The sequence below is a fragment of the Halobacillus locisalis genome, from assembly GCF_013694105.1.
Lineage (GTDB): Bacteria > Bacillota > Bacilli > Bacillales > Halobacillaceae > Halobacillus > Halobacillus locisalis.
Map to the genome: position 1 here is coordinate 628,644 of NZ_JACEFG010000003.1, position 22,558 is coordinate 651,201.

The 22,558-nt window shown below is 43.4% G+C and carries 19 protein-coding genes and 1 tRNA gene; 17 read left to right on the plus strand and 3 right to left on the minus strand.

What is annotated here, in order from left to right; translation table 11 throughout:
* Positions 1-367: 367 nt before the first annotated feature.
* The gene (locus H0266_RS16445; RefSeq protein ID WP_181473508.1) at positions 368-2,527 is read left to right on the plus strand and encodes an ATP-dependent helicase; all 2,160 of its coding nucleotides are present in this window, start codon (positions 368-370) and stop codon (positions 2,525-2,527) included.
* A 15-nt stretch (positions 2,528-2,542) separates the two neighbouring features.
* Positions 2,543-3,619, plus strand: a complete 1,077-nt coding sequence (locus H0266_RS16450) for a mechanosensitive ion channel family protein (protein ID WP_181473509.1) — start codon at positions 2,543-2,545, stop codon at positions 3,617-3,619.
* 34 nt (positions 3,620-3,653) lie between these two features.
* On the opposite strand, the gene H0266_RS16455 is transcribed toward H0266_RS16450, so the two are convergent.
* Positions 3,654-4,118 (minus strand): hypothetical protein, encoded by a 465-nt coding sequence (locus H0266_RS16455; protein WP_181473510.1) that lies wholly within the window; start codon positions 4,116-4,118, stop codon positions 3,654-3,656.
* Between the two features lie 199 nt (positions 4,119-4,317).
* On the opposite strand from H0266_RS16455, the gene H0266_RS16460 reads away from it, so the two are divergent.
* Entirely contained in the window at positions 4,318-4,716 is a 399-nt protein-coding gene (locus H0266_RS16460; protein ID WP_181473511.1) for a GNAT family N-acetyltransferase, read from the plus strand.
* A gap of 54 nt (positions 4,717-4,770) precedes the next feature.
* Here H0266_RS16460 and H0266_RS19660 read toward each other — a convergent pair whose 3' ends face one another.
* Positions 4,771-4,905, minus strand: a complete 135-nt coding sequence (locus H0266_RS19660; RefSeq protein ID WP_281374358.1) for a hypothetical protein — start codon at positions 4,903-4,905, stop codon at positions 4,771-4,773.
* 217 nt (positions 4,906-5,122) lie between these two features.
* Entirely contained in the window at positions 5,123-5,893 is a 771-nt protein-coding gene (locus H0266_RS16465) for an SDR family NAD(P)-dependent oxidoreductase (protein ID WP_181473512.1), read from the minus strand.
* Between the two features lie 579 nt (positions 5,894-6,472).
* Between H0266_RS16465 and trpE the strand changes: the two genes are divergently transcribed.
* From trpE to H0266_RS16535, 14 genes are all read left to right on the plus strand, one after another.
* Complete coding sequence (gene trpE, locus H0266_RS16470; protein ID WP_181473513.1) at positions 6,473-7,981, plus strand: anthranilate synthase component I; 1,509 nt, start codon at positions 6,473-6,475, stop codon at positions 7,979-7,981.
* Positions 7,978-9,000: an anthranilate phosphoribosyltransferase gene (trpD, locus tag H0266_RS16475; RefSeq protein ID WP_181473514.1), complete on the plus strand. Its 1,023-nt coding sequence runs from the start codon at positions 7,978-7,980 to the stop codon at positions 8,998-9,000. Before trpE ends, trpD begins: the two co-directional genes overlap by 4 nt.
* Positions 8,993-9,757 (plus strand): indole-3-glycerol phosphate synthase TrpC, encoded by a 765-nt coding sequence (trpC, locus tag H0266_RS16480; protein WP_181473515.1) that lies wholly within the window; start codon positions 8,993-8,995, stop codon positions 9,755-9,757. The genes trpD and trpC overlap by 8 nt, the downstream gene beginning before the upstream one ends.
* On the plus strand, positions 9,754-10,410 hold the full coding sequence (locus H0266_RS16485; protein ID WP_181473516.1) for a phosphoribosylanthranilate isomerase: 657 nt from the start codon (positions 9,754-9,756) through the stop codon (positions 10,408-10,410). Before trpC ends, H0266_RS16485 begins: the two co-directional genes overlap by 4 nt.
* Positions 10,391-11,596, plus strand: coding sequence for a tryptophan synthase subunit beta (gene trpB / locus H0266_RS16490; protein ID WP_425484317.1), 1,206 nt, complete (start codon positions 10,391-10,393; stop codon positions 11,594-11,596). Before H0266_RS16485 ends, trpB begins: the two co-directional genes overlap by 20 nt.
* Complete coding sequence (trpA, locus tag H0266_RS16495) at positions 11,586-12,389, plus strand: tryptophan synthase subunit alpha (protein ID WP_181473517.1); 804 nt, start codon at positions 11,586-11,588, stop codon at positions 12,387-12,389. Before trpB ends, trpA begins: the two co-directional genes overlap by 11 nt.
* Before the next feature lie 22 nt (positions 12,390-12,411).
* Positions 12,412-12,993, plus strand: coding sequence for an anthranilate synthase component II (locus H0266_RS16500; protein ID WP_181473518.1), 582 nt, complete (start codon positions 12,412-12,414; stop codon positions 12,991-12,993).
* A gap of 354 nt (positions 12,994-13,347) precedes the next feature.
* The gene (locus H0266_RS16505) at positions 13,348-14,763 is read left to right on the plus strand and encodes a sodium:solute symporter family protein (protein ID WP_181473519.1); all 1,416 of its coding nucleotides are present in this window, start codon (positions 13,348-13,350) and stop codon (positions 14,761-14,763) included.
* Positions 14,764-14,946: 183 nt separating this feature from the next.
* Positions 14,947-15,804: a hypothetical protein gene (locus H0266_RS16510; protein WP_181473520.1), complete on the plus strand. Its 858-nt coding sequence runs from the start codon at positions 14,947-14,949 to the stop codon at positions 15,802-15,804.
* Positions 15,805-15,846: 42 nt separating this feature from the next.
* Positions 15,847-16,878, plus strand: a complete 1,032-nt coding sequence (locus H0266_RS16515) for a hypothetical protein (RefSeq protein ID WP_181473521.1) — start codon at positions 15,847-15,849, stop codon at positions 16,876-16,878.
* Positions 16,879-16,983: 105 nt separating this feature from the next.
* Positions 16,984-17,056 (plus strand) — tRNA-Ala (locus H0266_RS16520).
* A 217-nt stretch (positions 17,057-17,273) separates the two neighbouring features.
* Positions 17,274-17,726 (plus strand): lipocalin-like domain-containing protein, encoded by a 453-nt coding sequence (locus H0266_RS16525; RefSeq protein WP_181473522.1) that lies wholly within the window; start codon positions 17,274-17,276, stop codon positions 17,724-17,726.
* Positions 17,727-17,983: 257 nt separating this feature from the next.
* Positions 17,984-19,531, plus strand: coding sequence for a BCCT family transporter (locus tag H0266_RS16530; protein WP_246364089.1), 1,548 nt, complete (start codon positions 17,984-17,986; stop codon positions 19,529-19,531).
* 305 nt (positions 19,532-19,836) lie between these two features.
* Positions 19,837-22,548: a pullulanase gene (locus H0266_RS16535; RefSeq protein ID WP_181473624.1), complete on the plus strand. Its 2,712-nt coding sequence runs from the start codon at positions 19,837-19,839 to the stop codon at positions 22,546-22,548.
* Positions 22,549-22,558 lie beyond the last annotated feature (10 nt).

The window sequence follows — 22,558 nt, forward strand, 5'->3', positions numbered from 1 at the left end:
TGCGGACGGTATCAGCGTCCGCAGGCATTTTTGTGTTTAGCAGGCGGCTTCCGCTTTTGATCGTCTAGTTCCAGTCCCCAGACTCTCGCGACATAAGTCATCCAACTTCGTGAAGAAAAATCGCTTCACTGCGTTGGCTGTCTTATGCGTGTCGAGCCTACCAGGGGACTTCCACTTTTGATCGTCCAGTTCCGGCTCCTAGCGATTAGTGGACTTCCCTCGCTTCTGTACGATAAGTCAACATCGAATCACTTCGTTCTTCGTGTTTCCTTTATCTCCTCCAGCTCAGTCCAGCCCATACATCGCTAAACAGTCGCCTCCACTTTTGATATACTATATACAAACAGGTGTTCTTGGAGGGTTTGTGATGGAGGAGTTGTTGAATGGATTGAATGAGGCTCAGCAGGAAGCGGTCGTATCGACGGAGGGGTTTATACGCGTCATTGCTGGGGCTGGTTCTGGGAAAACGCGTGCGTTGACGCACCGCTACGCGTTTATCGTCAATGAGTTGGGCATCGATCCTGGGAATATTCTTTCGGTTACGTTTACTAATAAGGCTTCTCATGAAATGCGAAGACGTGTGAAGAAAATGGTGGGTGGAGAACAGGATACAGGATTTATTACAACGTATCATGGTTTTTGTGTTCGTGTTTTAAGAGAAGATATCCACCGATTATTCTACCCGAAGAATTTCATCATTCTAGATGTTGAGGATCAGAAGATTTTATTAAGGGAAATCTTTGAAGAGATGGAATTGAAGATGAATGACAAGACCTTTAAACGGATATTGGATAAGATCGGGATCCTGAAGGGGAATACACATTATGTACAACAGATGATTTTACGTGGAGAAATGCCTAGCGCAGATGATGCCGGAGATATGGACGGTCAAATCATCCAGCGTTATTTGAAAAAGCAGAAACGTGTGTATGGTCTTGATTTTGATGATCTATTAAATTTTGTATTTGTCTTGTTCGATCAATATAAAGAAGTGTTAGAGAAGTGGCAGGACCGCCTTTATTATATTCAGGTGGACGAGTTTCAAGATAGCAGCTTGAAGCAGTTTGAACTTGTGAAAAAGCTTTCTGAAAAGCATGGAAACCTTTTTGTTGTCGGGGATCCTGACCAGACCATTTACGAATGGCGTGGAGCGGATCCGAAATATATGGTTGATTTTGACCAGTTCTTCCAGGACACGCAAACCATTTTTCTCAATCAAAACTATCGTTCAACACCACAAATCTTATCGTTAGGCAATGCGTTGATTCAGAACAATTATTTTCGTGTCGATAAAGACATGGTAACAGCGAACCCGGAAGGCTTGAAGGTCGTTCATTATCACGGGAAGAGTGAAATCGAAGAAGCGAAGTGGATTGTTCAACGCATGCAGAAGTTGGTGGAGGAAGGAGCGGAATATAGACAGATGGCGGTCTTGTACCGGGCCAACTACTTATCCCGTTTCATAGAACAGGAATTGATCAGTGCCAACATAGAATATACAATATTTGGTGGGTTCAAGTTTTTTGACCGGTTAGAAATCAAGGATGCCTTAGCTCATTTACGGATGATTGCCATGGAAGATGACTTGTCTTTTTCTCGCATCATTAATGTACCGAAGAGACAGATAGGTAAGAAACGTATGCAATTCATTCGGGCAAAAGCAGAGGAAGAAGGGCGATCTTTGTATGATACGTTGAAAAAATACGCCGATCATGACCGGCTCAGGAGTACGGGAGCCAAGTCTTTTATTGAGGCTATCGAATCCTTAAAAGACAAGAAAGAGGAATGGACGGTTTCAGAGCTTCTGCAAGAAGCGATGCAGCGAACAGGGTATGAAGCCTATCGCAGAGAAGATGGAGACCAAGAGAGATTAGACAATTTAACAGAACTGCTACATTCTATCGTGCAATACGAGCAGACGCTTGGTGAAGATATTGACCTTGATGAGTACTTACAAATGATCAGTTTGTACACAGACGATGATCGAGATGATCAGGTCAACTCTGTCAAAATGATGACCATCCATACAGCGAAAGGACTGGAGTACCCGTATGTGTTTGTCGTCGGTATGACAGAAAGTGTGCTGCCTAACGTACGTGCCTTGAGAGAACGGAAGGAGCGTGCCTTAGAAGAAGAACGTCGTCTTGCCTACGTTGCTGTCACCCGTGCTGAGAAAGAATTATATTTAACAGAATCAGAAGGTTTTCAAAACGGAGGTCAGCGAAAGTATCCCTCACGGTTCATTTTTGAAGTGGAAGAGGATTTATACGAACGGGTGGGAGAACTTGATGAAGCCCTAATCGAGGAAGCGAAAGAGTACATTCAGGCGACACATCATCAGAGTAAGCAACAACAAGCAACGGGCTTTTCAAAAGGTGAGCGTGTGAGTCATCCAGTATTCGGACATGGGACCATCGAAGGAATTGATGAAAAGAAAAATACGTACCATGTATTTTTTGATAAAATGAAGGCTCCACGTCCCATCAGCCGTAATTTCAAGAAGTTAGAGAAACTGAAAGAGTCTTAGTGGAAGGGGAACGCTATGTTTGATTATGGAATCTTGGGAAACTCTTTGATTACCTTTGCCATCGTTTTTGTCACCATATTGGTGGTGAGATGGTTGGTGATGGCGGTGTTCAAGCGGTGGTCCAGGAAAGAGGGGAAAAGAGCAAAAGTAGTTCCAATTGCGAAGAGTATTGTCAACTGGTTGACCCTGTATGGTCTGCTTGTGTACACACTGTTTCATTTCAGGAGTTCAGAATGGATGTTTCAACCACTTTTCTCAATAGGATCAGAGCCCGTGTCAGTGTTTCTTATTCTCATCGCTGTGCTCATCATTTTGTTGACCAGCAGAATTTCTAGTCTTGTAAGAGGATATATTTTTCCTGGTGTCTACAAGCGCTACGAATTAGATCAAGGAGTTCAATTCACTTTCGACAAAGCCTTCCATTATATCATTATGGTACTCGCGGTGATCATCAGTTTATCGACGGTTGGATTTGAATTAAGCGCTCTGACAGTCTTTGCCGGGATTGTCGGTGTAGGAATCGGTTTTGGAATGCAGAACATTGCATCAAACTTCATTTCGGGAATCATCCTTCTTTTCGAACGACCTATCAAAGTCGGCGATCGGGTAATCGTCAACGACATTATCGGGGACGTACAACGGATCAACATGCGGGCAACGGTAATCAAAACGTTGGATAATGAACATATTATCGTGCCGAACTCATATTTCCTTGAAGAGCATGTCATCAACCGATCATATAGCGATAAAGTTATGAGGCTAGTCATACCAGTGGGGGTCGCTTATGGAAGTGACGTCCAATTAGTGAAAAGGCTATTGCTTCAAGTGGCGGAGGATGAGGCTGGTGTTTCGCCGACGGTTCGCTCGGTACCAGAACCCTTTGTTTACTTTAAAGAGTTTGGCGATTCATCGTTGAACTTTGAATTGTTTGTTTGGATTTCCGATCCGACACATGTCATTCGGATTAAGAGTGAATTGAATTTCAGGATTGATGCGAGTTTCCGAAAACATCAAGTCGAGATTCCATTCCCACAACGAGATTTACATGTTCGTAGTATTGATTCATCACTTACCGATCAATGGAAGAGATAGAAAAGAGGCCGTCAATAGATGACGGCCTCTTCGCTTAGATTGAATTCGCGATGTTCAGGGTTTGCTCTGCTCGATCTTCTTCTGAACTGAAGTATTCAACTTGATAGATGACATCTTGATCGCCATTGTACCACTCCATATAAAAGGAGTCGTTTCGCTCCTCAGCCCCGGCTACAGCCCCTGAATTCAAATTCAGTTGCTGTTCTAAATCCTGCAGTATATTACCGGGTTGAAAGATCGTTGTGACGAGCAACCGTTCGGATGAATCGGACTGATATTCGATTTGCACTTGGTTATCTTCGGTTGTGGCACCGACAGATGATAAACTGAACGGAATATCTTTAGGAAGTCCAATCGTTGATTGTTGCTCCTCAGAAAGCGATTCAATCGGATTGGCAAACGATTCTTGATAGGTCTCTTTCAAGTCGGTCATGCCGAGGTCTTGAGAAGAACAACCGACTAATAACAAAAAGCCTATTAATGCGAAGATCTTTTTCATATTTTTCTTTCACTCCTTGCGGATGATCCTCATCATAGTTTAGCAGATTATGCTTCACGAGAAAAATTTATTGAATTTTATAAAAAAAGTGAAACGATTTTCAATCTTATTCGTATTATTCTGTAGAGACGATAAATTATAGATAAAAATTGACCGGTGAAATGATTGAGGGAAAATCAACGAGAAGGAAGGTACAAGCATGGAAGCCATTCAAGTACGTTCATTTCAGGAAAATGATTTTCAAACGGTTCAAGAGTTGAACAAACAGGAAGGATGGAATAATCTCGTAGAAAAAAATGAAGAAACACTATGCTCTTGGTTGAATTCAGAGCCTGCTCTTATTGCGGTTGATGGAGATGAGATCATAGGTTTTCTACGAGGATTGACGGATGGAACCGTAACGCTGTATGTATGTGAACTGTTGGTCAAAGAGGAGTACCGTAATAAAGGTGTCGCGGAACACTTGGTCCGTACAGCACATGAGTGTTACCCGAGTACGAGGGTCGAAATGATTGCGAATCAAGAATCTCAAGGCTACTATGAGAGTCGCGGGTACCGGGCTTTTTACGGTTTCCGAAAAGCAGCAGAAGAAATGTAAGGAACGACCCGGAGCGGCTCTCGCTTCGGGTTTTCTGTTGCCTATGGAGTTTATCTAATGATTGTTCTCTTTGACATGCTTCTCGCTTATGAAAGCAATCAATTCCTTCTCTTTCTTATGAAGTGGACGCCTTAAACCGTCTTCGAATTCTTTAATCAAGAGTTGATAGACTTGTTGATATGTTTTCAAAAGGTTCCCCACCTATGACTTGTGACCTGTATTTCCATTATAATACATCAACCGTGTGGAAATCGAGAGGTTGAAGCGAATTGCCTGCTTGGGAAATCTATACCTCATATGAGCACTTAAAAGGTGTTTTTTATGCTTGTATTCCCAAGTAATTACATAAAAGGATTAATACATAAAAAAGAACCCCCTCTTAAGGTTCAAGAGGGGGCAGTGAAGATTATTGGTCAACATAGTGTGCTAATTTAGCTGAAACCGATCTAGGCATGAGCTTTGATGCATAGGCTAGGGACTGGTTAGCTCCACCAGGGACGATGACACGCTTTCCTTTGACGAAACCGACGAATCCGGCCTTGGCAACGGCTTCCGGAGACATGGTTGTCTTGACAAGTTTCGTGTGCTCAGCATTTGCCGTTTTAAAGAAATTTGTATCTGTAGCACCAGGGCATAGCGTGCTGAAGGTAATCCCCGTACCTTTGTATTCTTCCACAAGAGCTTCGGTGAAGGAGAGGACATACGCTTTGGATGCATAGTAGACAGCCATTTTCGGTCCTGGTTGGAAGGCAGCCGTGCTGGCAATATTTAAAACACCTTTCGGAATGTCATATAGCGGAGCAGCTTGAATATCTTCTAAGAATAAATGGGTCAATTCTGTGAGGGCGTTGATGTTGACTTGGAGCATTTTTTGTTGGTCAAGAAGTGGAAGTTCACCGAACGTTCCATTCAAACCGAACCCGGCGTTATTGACGAGCACCTCAACGGTAAGTTCTAAGTCTTTCACTTTCTGGTACAAGACTTCAGCAGCACCAGGCTCGGATAAATCCTGAGGAATGACAGTAACCGTGTGATCTTTCAACTCTTCTTGTAGTTGAATAAGTTTATCTTCTGATCTTGCGACGATGATTAATTTGTACCCAGCTTTCGCGAACAGATGGGCGAATTCATATCCGATGCCACCTGATGCTCCTGTGATGAGTGCAGTTGGTTTCATTAGTAGATCGTCTCCTTCGTTAATGTTTTTACATACTATCAGCATATATCCAAACGAGGAAGGTGACAAATATTTGCTCCTATGGAAGGAAGGAGAGGGGAAGTCTGCTTTGTCCGAATAGGCTGAGCAAATGTCCGATATAGAAGATTGCTTGTCCGGATTAAGCATGAGGATGTCTGAAATCGTGTATCTCTTGTCCTGAACGTTTGGATAAATGTCCGAATTTAGATCCTTCTCTTCAGACTCTTTTGTGAGAGAATGAGCAAAATATCTCTAGTCCAAGTGTTTCAGATAACTGCCCAATACTTAAGTTTTCCTAAGATCATCATGCGGAAAACAGAGCTGTTGACATTATTGTCTGAATTTTATAGACTGTTAGAAAGTATTTAGATTAGATTGCATTAGACGAGATGAGAATGAGAAGAGTAGAGTTGAGGTTTTAACAAGGATGAGTAGAGTTGAGAGAGCTTAGGGTAGGGATAAATGTATCCTCATCGCCTGGCCAAACCATTTAATTGATCATCCCCATTTCTTCTCCTCAACGTCTCATTCTCCATACACTTATGGAGAGGTGAGCCAATGACCACATTTGAAACTTTTATGAAAGATGCCGCCGAGCATCAAACAATTCCCGTAACACAATCCTTTTATACTGATACATTAACACCTATTCACATGTTTCATGCCTTGCAAGATGAAGCAGTGTATATGTTAGAAAGCCAAGATCCAGAGTCCCCTTGGTCGAATTATTCTTTCATCGGTCTCGATCCGATGCTTGAAATCAAAGAGAGAAACAATCAGTTCGTCGTTTCAGACTTTCATGAAAAAACGGAATCCTTTACATCAACGTTCAAGCAAGCATTTGAGTCTGTAGTAAGTACACTTAACGTCAAGCAAGCTGACGTACCTCTCCCGTTTAAAGGTGGAGGAGTGGGCTATATCAGTTATGATGCGATTTCCGATTATGAGCCAGTTCCTAGACCAAAAGAAGATGACCAAAACCTATCGAACTACCACTTATTGTTTTGTCAGACGCTCATCGCTTATCATCACAAAACGAAAGAGACAACCATTCTTTCATTTGCCCGGTTAAATGATCCCGATGAAGCGAGAAGCGTATATGATCAATCTAAAGCACGGATCAATCAAGTGCAGCACCTATTAAAAACGAAAGCGAACCTTCCGGACTTAATGTTGACCGGTGAAGAGGGACGGAGTGAGTCGTTGACGTTCACTAGTAATTATGAGAAAGAGAACTTCAAAGAAGATGTTGAAAGGATAAAAGAATATATTCGAGCGGGAGATGTTTTTCAAGCTGTTTTATCTCAACGCTTTCATACGGTAACTGAACGCAATGGATTTGAGTTGTACCGTGTATTAAGAAACGTGAATCCATCCCCGTATATGTTCTACCTGAAATTTGATGGGGTAGAAGTAATCGGAAGTTCTCCAGAGCGATTGCTGGAAGTACAGGAAGGCAGGCTTGAGATTCACCCGATTGCAGGGACGAGAAAGCGTGGTGTTTCCTCTGAAGAGGATGAAGCACTAGCTGAAGACTTGATTTCTGATGAAAAGGAAATTGCGGAGCATCGCATGTTAGTCGATTTAGCCAGGAACGATATCGGGCGCGTTGCGAAGTTCGGAACAGTCGAAGTGCCGGAATATATGACGATAGGTCGCTTCGCGAAAGTGATGCATATCATTAGTAAAGTAACCGGTCAATTACGTGACGACATATCCCCGATCGATGCGCTCATTTCAGCTTTTCCAGCCGGGACACTTTCGGGTGCTCCGAAAGTGAGGGCTATGCAAATTCTACGTGAGCTGGAGCCTACGCCAAGGAATTTATATGGTGGGGGGATCTTGTATTTGGGGTTTGATGGAAATATTGATTCGTGTATCACGATTCGTACAATGACTCTAGTCGGCCGAGACCTCTATATACAGGCAGGGGCTGGTGTCGTTGCCGATTCAGACCCGGAAGCTGAGTATCAGGAAACCTTGAATAAGGCGAGTGCATTGAAACAGACGATTGAATTAGCTGAGCAGATTTTTGAGACGAGTAGAGAAGGAGCGGAGACGAAATGAAAAATTTATTGAGTAAAGTCGTCGAAGGCGTCACATTAAGTGAAGAGGAAGCGTTCAAAGCTATGAATGCCATCATGAACGGAGAAACATCCCAAGGACAACTGATGAGTATGTTGAGTGTACTAAGGTTCCGGGGAGAAACAGTTGAGGAAATGACTGGGTTTGTCCGTGCCATGAGAGAGAATATGACAAAACTCGAAACAGAGGATGACGACCTTGTCGATACATGCGGTACTGGAGGAGATGGGGCGTCAACGTTTAATATATCTACCGCCGTTTCCATCGTTCTTGCCGGTATGGGTGTCAAAGTCGCAAAACACGGTAATCGTAAAGTCTCATCAACCAGTGGCAGTGCTGATGTATTAGAAGCGCTAGGCATTCCCATTGATACGACTCCTGAACAGGGAGCGCGAGCTTTACGGGAGAAAGGGATGACGTTCCTATTCGCTCCGCTTTACCATCAAGCGATGAAACACGCAGGTCCTGCTAGGCAAGAACTTGGGTTCAGAACGGTCTTCAACCTACTAGGCCCTATGTCTAACCCGGCGAATGCAAAGCGCCAGCTGATCGGAATCTATGATACCGCTTATGCTGAGAAAATGGCAGAGGCCTTACATCAACTAGGATCGAAGCATGTACTCTTGGCTACAGGACGAGATGGAATGGATGAAATCACCGTGACGGGGGTCACAGACCTGGTAGAGTTGAAAGATGGTGAGATTCAAAGATTCACGGTTACCCCTGAAGAGCTTGGGTTGAATCGAGGATCACTAGAAGACATCCAAATTGAAACAAAAGAAGAAAGTGCTACAATCATTGCAGACGTCATTAAAGGTAAAGCCAATGAGAGCGCCATGACAATCGTTACGATGAACGCTGCTGCAGGGTTGTACGTAGCCGGTAAAGTGGAGACCCTTAAAGAAGGGGTGAAGCAAGTTCAGTGTGCGATTGAGAAACGCGTCGTAGAAAACTACTACCATTCCATTGCCGAAGAAAAGGAGAATCGCCAGTATGCTTGAAACCATTTTAGCCGTAAAAAAACAAGAACTTCAGCAACTCTATTTGCCAGAAGAACAACAAACGACACGACGATCTTTGCGTGATTCCCTTCTCGAATCTCCTTATATAGCAGGTCTTATCGCGGAAGTGAAGAAAGCATCACCATCAAAAGGAATCATCCGTGAAGATTTCAACCCAACTCAAATTGCTGCGGACTACAATCAGGCAGGCGTGCAGGCCATTTCTGTACTGACCGATCAACATTTCTTTCAGGGGCATCGTGATTTTTTGACGACAATCAAGCAAAATGTCGATGTTCCTATCCTTAGAAAAGACTTCATCATCGATCCTGTCCAAGTCGTGGAAAGTGCCTATATCGGAGCAGATGCGATTCTGCTTATCGGCGAAGCGTTGGAAGCAAGACAACTTCATGAACTTTATAATCAAGCTTATGATTTAGGAATGGAAGCACTTGTCGAAGTGCATAGTGAAGAAACGTTGGATCGTGTACTGAATGAATTCACGCCCCGAATTGTAGGTGTTAACAACCGGAACCTTCATACGTTTGAAACGAAGCTCTCCCAAACAGAACGTATGGCATCTCTTGTACCTGAAGAATCATTGCTTGTATCTGAAAGTGGAATTGTCAATTATGAGGACGTACAGGATGTTGTCGAATATGGAGCAAAGGCCATCTTAGTAGGAGAATCACTGATGAGACAAAATCAGATTGTTGAAGGAGTACAACGATTGATGAATGGGGTGGGTGAGTCATGAAAGAGCCGATTGTAAAACTTTGTGGCAATCGATCGCTATCTGATGTTGCCAAAACATCTTCATCTAACGCTACTCATCTTGGGTTCATTTTTGTGAATCGAACGAAGAGATATGTGAGACCCGAACAAGTCGGACGTTGGATTAAAAAAATGAGGCCTAATCAGAAACTCGTCGGTGTATTTGTCAACCCGACGATCAGTGAATTAGAAGAAGTTCTCCACTTTGTTCCATTAGACGTCATCCAATTGCACGGTAGCGAAACGGTCTCCCACTTGTTAAAAGTAAAAGAGGCGACAGGCTTGCCTGTGTGGAAGGTGATTCATCACCAGGAAGATGGCCCAGCACAAATGCACCTATTTCAAGGTGTCGCAGACGGGTATGTCATCGACTCCAAAGTAAAAGGTGCTCATGGTGGTACAGGGGTGCAGTTCGACTGGGGATCGATTCCATCGTATAAAGCATTGGCCGAAGAACAGGGGGTCCCTTTTCTTATAGCAGGCGGCGTCAACCCGGATAACATCTCGGAATTACTCCGTTATGCACCTGACGGAATTGACTTATCTAGTGGATCAGAAACAAATGAACAGAAAGATATCGGTAAGATTCAATCGATTATGAAAGAGGTGGAGCGCAATGTTGCAAGTATTTCCTGATGTAAAAGGTCGCTTTGGAGACTTTGGCGGAAAATATGTCCCAGAAACCCTGATGGGTCCTTTACAAGAATTAGAAGAGGCGTTAGATGAGGCGATGGAAGATCAGTCATTCCTCGATGAATACCATTATGTCTTGCAGGAATATGCAGGAAGACCTACGGCGTTGACCTTTGCAGATAAAATGACTGAACACTTAGGTGGCGCGAAAATCTATCTGAAGCGAGAAGATTTGAACCATACGGGGGCGCACAAACTGAACAATGCCATTGGTCAAGCCTTGTTAGCCAAACGAATGGGTAAGAAAAAGATCATTGCAGAAACGGGGGCTGGACAACACGGAGTGGCTTCTGCAACAGTGGCAGCGAAGTTCGGTCTTGAATGTAAAGTCTTCATGGGAGAAGAAGACATTAGGCGCCAAGAACTGAATGTGTTCAGAATGAAGTTATTAGGTGCTGAAGTCATTTCTGTTTCAAGCGGAAATGGGACGTTGAAAGATGCAACGAACGAAGCGATCCGATATTGGGTCGCCAATTGTGAAGACCACTTCTATTTAATCGGTTCCGTGGTGGGTCCTCATCCGTATCCTGGAATGGTACGAAACTTCCAGCGTGTCATCGGTGATGAGTCCAAACAGCAATTTTCTGCTGTGGAACACGCTGTTCCAGATCGTATCTACGCTTGCGTAGGCGGAGGCAGTAATGCGATGGGCATGTTTTATCCATTCCTTGAGGACGACGCCGAATTAATTGGAGTCGAAGCGGCTGGTAAAGGTGTCGATACACCTGAGCATGCAGCGACATTAACCAAAGGCACACCTGGTGTCATTCATGGATCTCTTACGTATTTGATGCAGGATGATAATGGACAAATCACAGAACCTTATTCGATTTCAGCAGGGCTGGATTATCCAGGGATCGGGCCAGAGCATGCGCACTTGTTTAAAACAAGAAGAGTCCGTTATGAATCGATTACTGACCAAGAAGCCTTGGATGCTCTGAAATTATTGACTGAAAAAGAAGGCATCATTCCCGCGATCGAAACGGCACATGCCTTAGCTCAAGCCTTTAAGGAAGCGCAAGAGATGTCTTCCGAAGAGACCATCTTAATCAACCTGTCTGGTCGTGGCGATAAAGACATGGCTACATTAATGGAACATTTTCAGGAGGAGGTCGACCATGCTGACTAAACAAGCCTTTCAAGGCAAATTAACGAAAACCGAAAACTTGTTTATCCCATTCATCGTCGCGGGAGATCCGAGTCCTGAACTGACCATTGAGTACGCATTGCGCCTGCAAGAACAAGGAGCAGACATCTTAGAGCTCGGAGTCCCTTACTCTGATCCATTGGCGGATGGGCCTACGATTCAACGTGCAGCCAAAAGAGCATTGAACGCAGGAATGAGCTTGCGCAAAGCTATTCAACTTGTTCCAGAATTGCGTAAGCGTGGTTTAGAAATACCGGTGGTCATCTTCACCTATTACAATCCAGTCTTAAGAATTGGCCATGAGGAGTTCTTCGATCTGCTTGAAGAGAATGGAGTAGAGGGAGTCTTGATTCCTGATCTTCCTTACGAGGAAAGTGAAGAGATTCGCGACCTTGCTTTACAGAAAGAGATCGAATTTATTTCTTTAGTGGCACCAAATTCTGATAAGCGTGTGAAGCAAATCGCTGAGCATGCGAGAGGCTTCTTATATTGTGTTTCAACGCTCGGCGTCACAGGGGAACGCAACCAGATGACAGCGGAAGCCCTGCAATTTATTGAAAAAGTAAAAGAGCATAGTTCAGTGCCGGTCGCTGTCGGTTTCGGTATATCAAGTTACGAGCACGTCCAACTGGTCAATGAACATGCTGACGGAGTCATCATTGGTAGTAAAATTGTGAGAATCATAGAGAGTAGTTTAGACAAAATAGAAAGCGGACAAACAAGCGATGTCCTAGAGGAGTTTTCAGAGGAAATCAGACGGTTGGTAAAAGGATAAAGAGTAGAGGAGCTGAGCTGAGTTGATCTATATGATCGATCATTATGATAGCTTCACCTACAATCTCGTGCAGTATTTGGGCGAGATGGGTCAAGAAGTCGTCGTAAGAAGAAATGACGAGATAGATTTTGAAGAGCTGGAACAATTAGATCCGGATTTGATTTTTCTATCTCCGGGTCCTTGTTCTCCAGATGAAACAGGGAAGACGTTAGAAGTCATTGAAAAGTACAAAGAGAAGAAGCCTATATTTGGAGTGTGCCTAGGACATCAAGCAATTGCACAGGTGTTTGGAGGTCATGTCATCCGGGCTGAATACTTGATGCATGGTAAATCTTCCAATGTGTTTCATGATTCAAGTGGCATCTACGAGGGACTACCCAACCCTATGGAAGCGATGCGGTATCATTCGTTGATTGTGGATTTGAAAGGACTGCCAGAATGCTTTGAAGTGACGGCAGCAACCGTAAATGGTGAAATTATGGGAATCCGTCATACAGAATTGCCGATAGAGGGAGTACAATTTCACCCGGAATCTATTGGCACGAACGATGGAAAGCGGTTAGTAGAAAATGTCGTGAAAAACCGAATGAAATCTATGATTTGAGAAAAGAGTGGTCGTCTTATAAAAGGCGATCACTCTTTTTTATTGTGGGTATTTAGACTTATTTTCTGTCTCAATGAACAGGGAATAAATGAAATTTTATAGAAATTTCTAAAAAAATACTCAATTTCTAGAAGTAGTGAAACCATAACAATAAGTAGAGGTGGAAAAAATACCCTTGTATAAAAAAGTTTGAAAATATCCCCCTAAATCCCTGTATGGAGAGGATTTTTACAAGTTTTCATTTTGTGTTACGTTAAATAGCGTCGCAAATGAGAGCGATTTATCACATCGGCCGGTGGATAAGAATACTCATCAAGATGAACTAGCATATTTTTAGGAGCTGATTTAAAAGTCATGGAACTGACACAAGATCCAACTCTTTTGTGGTTTATAGCTATTTATGGAATCATTATGGTAGGTATTGGGATATTCATGTCGAAGAAAGTAGCGGGTAGTGAAGACTTTGTACTAGCTGGTAAAAGTTTAGGACCATTCGTGTTGATGGGAACGTTACTCGCAACATGGACAGGTAGTGGAAGTATATCAGGTGGAGAAACTTCGATGGCATTCAGTTACGGAATTCTTCCATCATTGATGATGATGCTCCCAACGTTAGTCGGTATTATCGTATTATATGTGGTCGCACCGAAAATCCGTGCGTACGGTAAATTTACTGTATCAGGAATTTTGGAAGCGAAATATGGTCGAACATCCCGGAACATTGCGAGTGTTATTATCATTCTTGCTTATGTAGGTATCGTTTCTTATCAAATGAAAGGTTTCGGTTTTATATTGAATCTTACTACAGGCATGACCGTTCAAACCGGAACGTTGATTGGTGCTATTATGATTATCTTCCTTGCGATGATTGGGGGACTTCGTTCTGTATCCCAAACAGATGCGATCAGCGGTTTCCTGATGGTCGGCGGATTGATTGTGACGGTTCCGACGATTATTTTCATTGCTGGTGGATGGAGTGAAATCGTCGCGAATGTCCCTGAGACACATATGAGCGCAACGGGTGGACTGACGACGATTCAAATGATCGGTTACTTACTTCCTTCGCTTTTCTTACTACTAGGTGACCAGAATATGTATCAACGTTTGGCGTCTTCTAAAGGGGATAAGTCGGCTAAGCGTGCACAGCTTGGTTGGTTGATTGCGATGCTATTTATTTCGCCATCTATTTCTATTATTGCGTTTGCTTCAAGGTCGCTGTTCCCGAACATCGATCCGGGTATGGCGTTAATGGCGACAACTGTAGCGATGCCTGTAGCAGTCGGTGGTATCCTACTAGCCGCAGCAGCATCATTCATCATTACGACAGGGAACTCTTATTTACTGTCCGCTGCCACTAACCTAACGTACGACTTGTACGGGAAGTATATGAACGAAGAAGCTTCGGATAAGAAATTACTATCGATGACTAGGATCTTTATCGTAGCCTTGGGGCTCTTCGCGTTCTTGATCATTAGCTACTTCCCTACAGTACTAAGTGTGCAGATGTATGCCTATACCGTATACGGTGCAGGCTTGACTCCAGCATTACTAGCTGTTTTCTTCTGGAAACGAGTCAACTCGATCGGAGGAATATCTTCGATGGTTGCAGGTGTCGTCACAACCTTGACGTGGGAAGTCATTCTGCAAAAACCATTTGAAGTCAATAGTGTCGTTGTAGCTGTACCCGTAGCTGTCATTGTTCTGATTGTGGCTACGTTACTGACTACGAATGATCACTATCAGACACGTGAAGCAACATCAAATGCATAGTGCTCCAAAACCTCTCAGCTTCTGCTGAGAGGTTTTTTACACGAAATGGACGGAGGATAGTTCAAAGGTCATCATTTGAAAAAATGAAAAGAAAACGGTCACAAATTTCGTCATTATTCTTAATAGTATAAAAGAATAGGATACGCGCGAAGGGAGGTAAACCCATTGAAATTCCGCACGCTTATGATGTGCACTTTTCTGATTTGCACGATCATCCTTATGCCATTTACCGTTTTCGCATCAAATGGAAAAGCACCTGATCACTCAAAAGCAGAAGAGAAAAAAGAGACGGTTGAACAGAAACGAGAAACGCCCAATACGAAACAAAAGAATAAGAAAGACAAGGGCGCTGAACCATCAGTTGATTCAAAGGCTGATTCTAAACCTAAGTCTCAAACTAAGCCGCCTGAACCGACGTCTAAGGCCCCTGATCACTCGAATGCTGATCGATCAGAGAATTCTGTTCATAAGGGCAAAAGTGGAGAGGCTTCTGAGAAAAAGCGTGACGACAGAGGGAATCCCCCTGACCATGCAAAGGCCGATAAAGAAAAGCAACCTAACATGGATAAGCACATAGAGGAGAAGGTTGATCCAGAACTCCCTGTTAAGGAAGAAGTTCCATCTGACAGTCCATCACTTTCTCCATCGGTAGAGCATATAGAGAGAGAAGTGAAACAGAACGACTCAACAAGTCACAAGGAAAATCCTTCTAGTAACAAGAAGGAAGCACCGTCAACTAAAGCAAATGTCCATAAAAGACCTGTTCAAAAGCCTGTCCCATCCCCTGAACGATTACCTACTCCACAGCCAGTCAAAGACGGGATCACTTTTTCATATTCGTCTCAAAAAGCCGGAAGCAAATCGGGGAAAGATCGATCCTTTTCCCATGATACGACCGTGTGGACTGCTGTTAATATGATAGGATCGTCAGGAGGACAAGATTTACGTTACATACTGGTGTCGAGACATCATATGTTGCGAAGTCAATGGATGAATGCCCCACCGGAACAACCACCGAAGATGTCTCCTTTATTTTCATAGAATAGACAAACCAATTCTAAAAAATTAAAGGAGAGATTAATAATGAAAACGTCATATATTAAAACATTTGTAGCAGCTGGTGTACTAACGGTAGGATTATTCGCTGGAGGTACGGTCGCCGATGCGTCTTCTCACGGAAAAAAAGCAGAGAAAACGGTTGAAGTGAAGGTAGAAGAGAAACAGGCGAAGAAAGAGTCGAAAAAAGATAAAAAATCTCATTCAATGGCAAGCGAGCGTGCGAGTGAGAAAGCACGTCAAAATGCCGCGCCAAACTCAGCTGTACACGCTACTTCTGAAGTCAAAGAAGAGCAAGCTCCTGTTGTAGAAGAACCTGAGGAAGAAACTGTAGTAATGCCTGAAACAGATGAGTCTACGGAAACGACTACAGAAGAAAATGTAGAGGAATCCGAAAGTGCTGAAGAATCTGCTGAAGAAAACGTCGATCTATCTAAGAAAGCTCATTCGAAGGCAAGCGAACGTGCAAGTGAAAAAGCACGCGAAAACGCTGCACCGAACTCAGCTGTCCACGCTGACTCTGACGAAGAGGAAGCTGTAGAGGAAGAGCAGCTAGACTCTGAAGGCGAAGAAGGCACAGAAGAAGACTTGGACAGTGAAGAAGCAACAGAAGAAAGCGAAACAGATGTAGAGACTGACGAAGAAGCAACAGAGGAAGAATCCACACAGGATTCAACAGAAGAAGAAGCGAATGAAGAAGATCAAACGGTAGATCTTTCTAACAAAGCTCATTCAAAAGCAAGCGAGCGCGCAAGTGATAAAGCACACGAAAATGCCGCTCCAAATTCTGCCGTCCATGCTAAGTATGAAGACAAAGATGCTGATGAAGAACTAGAGCAGACTGAAGGCGAAGAAGGTAAAGAAGAAGATGACCTGGACGGAGAAGAGGAAGAAGGCAAAGAAGAAGCAGATGTAGATGCTGATGAAGAAGCAACAGAAGAAGAAACTCCAGAAGTTGATGAAGAAGAAACAACGGAAGAAGATTCTACGGATGTTGAAGAAGACGCAACTACAGAAGATGAGCAAGATGGAAACGAAGACTATTCTTCTCGTGTATAATGAATGAAAGAAGCTGAGACTTTGTTCTCAGCTTCTTCTTTTTATAATGTCCTTGAAATCGATTACTAGTTTCGTATATAATAGATTTTGTCGGAAACATTATACGGGGCATTAGCTCAGCTGGGAGAGCGCTACACTGGCAGTGTAGAGGTCAGCGGTTCGAGCCCGCTATGCTCCACTTTTCTTAATTTCAGCGTACTCAAAGCCATTTCACTTAAAAGTGAAGTGGCTTTTTTATATTATAAAGTTGGGACTCACCTCGTGACGAATATCAGGGATTATAATCACCAGAACAAGTAGTTTAACGTAACTTCTTCGATTAAATTACAAATACTATACGTCAAACTTTGGTACAATATAGATAGTGCACAAATCATAAAGGAGTTTTGTCATACATGCAGGACGTTTCAACCATGCAAGACCAAATGATCGGAGTTTGGGAGTTAGACAGTTATCAGGTTACGGATGAAAACCAAAACGTGACATATCCTCTCGGTGAAGATGCGACGGGAATTGCCATCTATCATAGAGGTGGATATATGTCGGTTCAAATGATGAGTTCTGGCCGACCAGCATACGCTGGAGGCGACATTCATGTAGGGACGCCTAGTGGTGTAGCTGCCGCTGCCCGTGGGTACCTAGGTTATTCGGGAGCATATCGTATCAACGAAGATGAAGGGTTAGTGGAACACGATATGGAGGTCAGTCTTAATCCGAACTGGGTGGGGGACACACAGCCACGCTATATTCAGATTAAAGAAGATGTACTGACAATCTCTAGTGAGCCGGTTTTCATACAAGGGAAAGAACAAAATACCAAAATCACTTGGAAAAGGATTCGACAATAATAGGTTTCCTCTCGTACAGACGGGAGGAAATTTTTTGTTTGTATAAACTTCACCTCAGTGCCTTTATACCACGAGAGGTGTGAATTGCTTCAGTATCCTCCAATTCGCTAGTAAAGAAGAGTTTTGACTAGATGTACGTACGTCTATATACTTAACGACTATGTGTGAAAAAAAGAAGGGTAGGAATGGTTAGGACCATTCCATAAACTCGAGGAATAATTAGGGGGAAAATAATGAACGACGATTCAAGTAGTAGAATGAGAATTAATTGGATTACATTTACCATCAGCGGAGGATTTCTCGTTTTATTTTTACTCATGTCTTTAGTGAACAAGACGTTGATGGGAGAATGGATTTCAAGCTCATTTAACTTTTCAGTCACCTTCTTCGGTGCGTTTTGGCAATTGTTGCTATTAGCTACGTTCTTAGTTGGAATAGGACTTGCTTTATCAAAGTATGGAAAAGTAAAGCTCGGAAATATGGATCAGCCTGAGAATGGTTGGTTCCGTTGGGTTTCGATGATTTTATGTACGTTATTAGCTAGTGGAGGCGTTTTCTGGGCAGCAGGAGAGCCGATCTATCACTTCCTGACCACTCCACCTTTATTTGCGGATGAAGGCATGTCGCCTGCTCAAGCTGTCGTACCAGGACTTGCTCAGAGCTTTTTCCACTGGGGATTTACAGCATGGGCTTGTCTAGGAACGGTTGCAACGATCGTGTTGATGTACGTCCATTATCATAAAGGCTATCCACTAAAACCAAGAACCATTCTCTACCCAATGATTGGAGAAAGAATCTTCCATAATAAAAGTATTCTAGGTGCCACAGCAGATGTTGTTTCGATTATTGCGGTAGCTGCAGGGACGATCGGACCGATTGGTTTTCTCGGTTTGCAAGTCGGCTATGCACTTGAGTATTTGTTCAATGTGCCGGACACAATAGTGACTCAGGCAATTGTGATTATTTTCTTAGTGACGGTTGCAGCGATTTCGGCATCTACGGGCGTCGATAAAGGAATTCAATTGCTGAGTCGCATGAACGTCGGTTTAGCGGTCATTCTAATGATCGGTATGCTCATACTTGGTCCTACGATGTTCATCATCGACTCGTTTATAGGAGCAGAAGCTTTTCAAATCCAAAACTTCTTGCGAATGAGTCTTTATCGTGGAGACAGTGGCTGGCTAGGTTATTGGACAGTCTTCTTCTGGGGATGGTTCCTAGGATTCGGTCCAGCTATGGCAATGTTCATCAGCCGGATTTCACGAGGTCGTTCGATTCGGGAACTAATCTTGGCTGTGTCCATTATTGCTCCATTAGTCAGTAATTTTTGGTTTGCAGCTGTTGGTGGTTCGGGATTGTTTTATGAAATGGAAAGTCCAGGATCCATTTCGACAGCGTTAAATGAGACAGGGATGCCTGCAGCCGTAATGGCGATTATGGAACAAGTTCCTTTCGGGATGGTCATGGCCACAGGCTTTCTTATTGTCACGGTCGTCTTTGTCGCAACGACAGCCGATTCGATGTCCTATTCGGTAGCCGTCACGCTAACGGGGCATGTTCACCCTCCTAAATGGTTGCGCGTTTTTTGGGCTTTGCTATTCGGTGCCATTGCGGCAACATTGATCGGAATTGGGGAAAGCAGTATCCAAACCTTGCAAAACTTCATTGTTGTAACGGCTGTTCCCGTTTCTCTTCTTCTGTTGCCACCTGTTTGGTTAGCTCCTAAAGTAGCGAAGCTCATGGCCATTGATCAGAAGATTATAACCACTGATGGAAAACCAGAAAGTAAACAAAAAATCTCATAAGCTGCTTGAAGAGCACGTCCTTATCAAAGGGCGTGCTTTTTTCTGTGGTTTGCATAAGAGCCTGTTTTCGGGACATATGTCTTAAGTGCAGGTAGATGACTAGTTCATGGGACTTGGTTCAATATGCCAATTTTAGAAGAAGTTATCGGATGGATGTCCACGTAATACTTTTCCTGTGATAGAGTAATAGATAGCCAATTAGTGAAAGCGTTTGCACAATAGCTCGACAGCGTTTCACATATCTATCAAAAGGAAATAATAAAAGGAGAGTGGAAGGTATGAGGAGGAAAAAATTAGTGGCTATTATGAGTAGTGTGGTGATGCTCACATCGTTTTCTGCCGTTACACCGGTTTCACTTGACGGGAAATCAATCACCCAAGCAGAGACTTCCGTTGAATCGCCTATTCCAGAAGATCATATACGCATTCACTATAAGCGCTTAGACGACAATTATGACGGGTGGGGTCTTCATCTATGGAACCAAAACGGAGACCAGCAGGCTATCGATTTTATCGTTGATTGGGGAGAGCCTATTTTATTTGATCAATCGAACGAATGGGGTTCCTATGTGGACGTGCCGGTTGTAGATATTAAGAACGGCCTGAATTTCATTGTCCACAAAGGGGACAACAAAGATACCCCTTACGATCGCAGCTTCCCTGACGAGGGAGCGAATGAATTCTGGATTGTACAGGGAGATGAAGACGTTTACTTAGATAAACCTGAAATTGGAATCGATGTCACTTATTCAGAAATGACTAGCCAAACGGAGATTACCACTTACTTAAGCCAAGTGGCTAATGTGACCAAGAATGACTTTTCTATTCAGGATGAGTCAGGCAACGAAGTGGCAATCCGTGAAGTACAAGCAGAGGGACAAAAAGTCACTCTTCAAATGGAAGAAGAACTCGATATTACAAACTTTTATTCGCTTACGTTTGATGGAAAAGAGGAACCGATCAACGTGGCTTGGCAGCTCGTGGACGAATCATTCGCGTATGATGGAGACGACCTTGGACCGACTCTACATGAAGATGGTTCAGCTACGATCAAATTATGGTCACCGACAGCACAAGATGTGTCTGTAGTCTTATATGATAAGCATGATCAATATGAAGTTGTGAAGGAACGCATCCCTATGGAAAAAGAAGACGGGGTATGGACAGTGAAACTTGATTCGTCGAACACTGGTGTCGAGAGTTTGAGAGGCTACTACTACCAATACGAAGTGACGGCTGAAGGAGAAACGAATCTCGCCCTGGATCCATACGCAAAGTCGATGGCGGCTTCAAGTGATCACGATGAAGATACGGTAGGAAAGGCGGCCATTATCGATCCATCAACAATCGGCCCCAAGTTGGATTTTGCGAAAATCAAAGGATATGAGAAGCGGGAAGATGCCGTCATTTGGGAGGCTCACGTTCGAGATATGACCTCTGATCCTGATCTGGAGTTAGATACTCCTTTTGGTACGTTTGAAGCTTTTGGTGAAAAACTGGACTACCTGAAAGACTTAGGTGTCACCCATGTACAGCTTCTGCCTGTCATGAAATATTATTTCGGTAATGAGTTGGAACGGGATCAACGTGAACTGGAATACTCTTCATCTGGAAACAACTATAATTGGGGATATGACCCTCACAGTTACTTCGCTCTTTCAGGAATGTATTCTGAGCGACCACAGGACCCGGAAGCTAGAATTGAAGAGTTCAAACAGCTGGTCAAAGAAATTCACAAGCGGAAAATGGGTGTCGTGCTGGATGTCGTCTATAACCATACGGCGAAAGTGAGCATCCTAGAAGACCTAGTCCCTAATTATTATCACTTTATGGACGAAGAGGGCCAAACGAAAACGGGATATGGTGGTGGTAAGGTCGGTACCACACACGAGATGTCCCGCAAGCTGATGGTCGATTCTATTAAGTATTGGGTGGATGAGTTCAAGATTGATGGTTTCCGGTTTGATCTAATGGGTGACTTGGATGCTGAAAGTGTTCAGGCAGCCTATGACGAAGCACAAAAGTTGAACCCGAATATCCTGATGCTTGGTGAAGGATGGCGCACCTTTGTCGGTGATGGCAGTCCTGAAAATGAAGTGACCCCTGCCGATCAAGATTGGATGGGTGAAACAGATAGTGCAGCTGTATTCTCTGATGAAATCAGGAATGAGTTGAAGTCTGGGTTTGGCAGTGAAGGAGAACCTCGCTTCATTACAGGTGGTGCAAGAGATATCGAAACGATCTTCAATAATATAAAAGCACAGCCAGGTAATGTATCAGAAAATGACCCTGGTGATATTGTGCAATATATTGCGGCTCACGATAACTTGACGCTGCATGACGTCATCGCTCAGTCTATTAAGAAAGATCCGGCCCATCACGAAGAGGAGATCCATAAGCGTATTCGAATTGGAAATGCCATGGTGATGCTTAGTCAAGGTGTATCCTTCTTGCATGCTGGTCAAGAATATGGACGTACGAAGCAGTGGTTTGGGGAAGGGGAACCAGAAGCAAAATCGACCTTTATGGTTGATGAAAATGGTAATCCATTCGAGAACCCCTATTTCATTCACGATTCCTATGATTCTACAGACGTCATTAATCAGTTTGACTGGAGTAAGGTGATGGAAGAGGGGATCCATCAACAAACGATGGAATACACCAAAGGATTGGTCGCATTGAAGCGGTCTACAGACGCGTTCAGTCTAGGTTCTGAGGAATTGGTGAACGAGAATATAACGTTAATTGATGCACCTGAAGTGCAGCAAACTGACCTTTTAATTGGGTATAAGAATGTGACCAAAGATAGCAAATATGCTTACTACGTAATGATCAACGCAGACTCTAAGGAACGAAGAATGACACTTGGAGAAGATATAACCAAGGGTAAAGTGCTTGTGGATGGCAATGAAGCGGGAACAAAGAAAGTGAAGGATCCATCCGGCTTCTCGCTGGATAAGGCGGGTATCACGATCGACCCATTAACAACAGTAGTCGTAAAAGTGAAGAATAAATAAACCCCTTTTA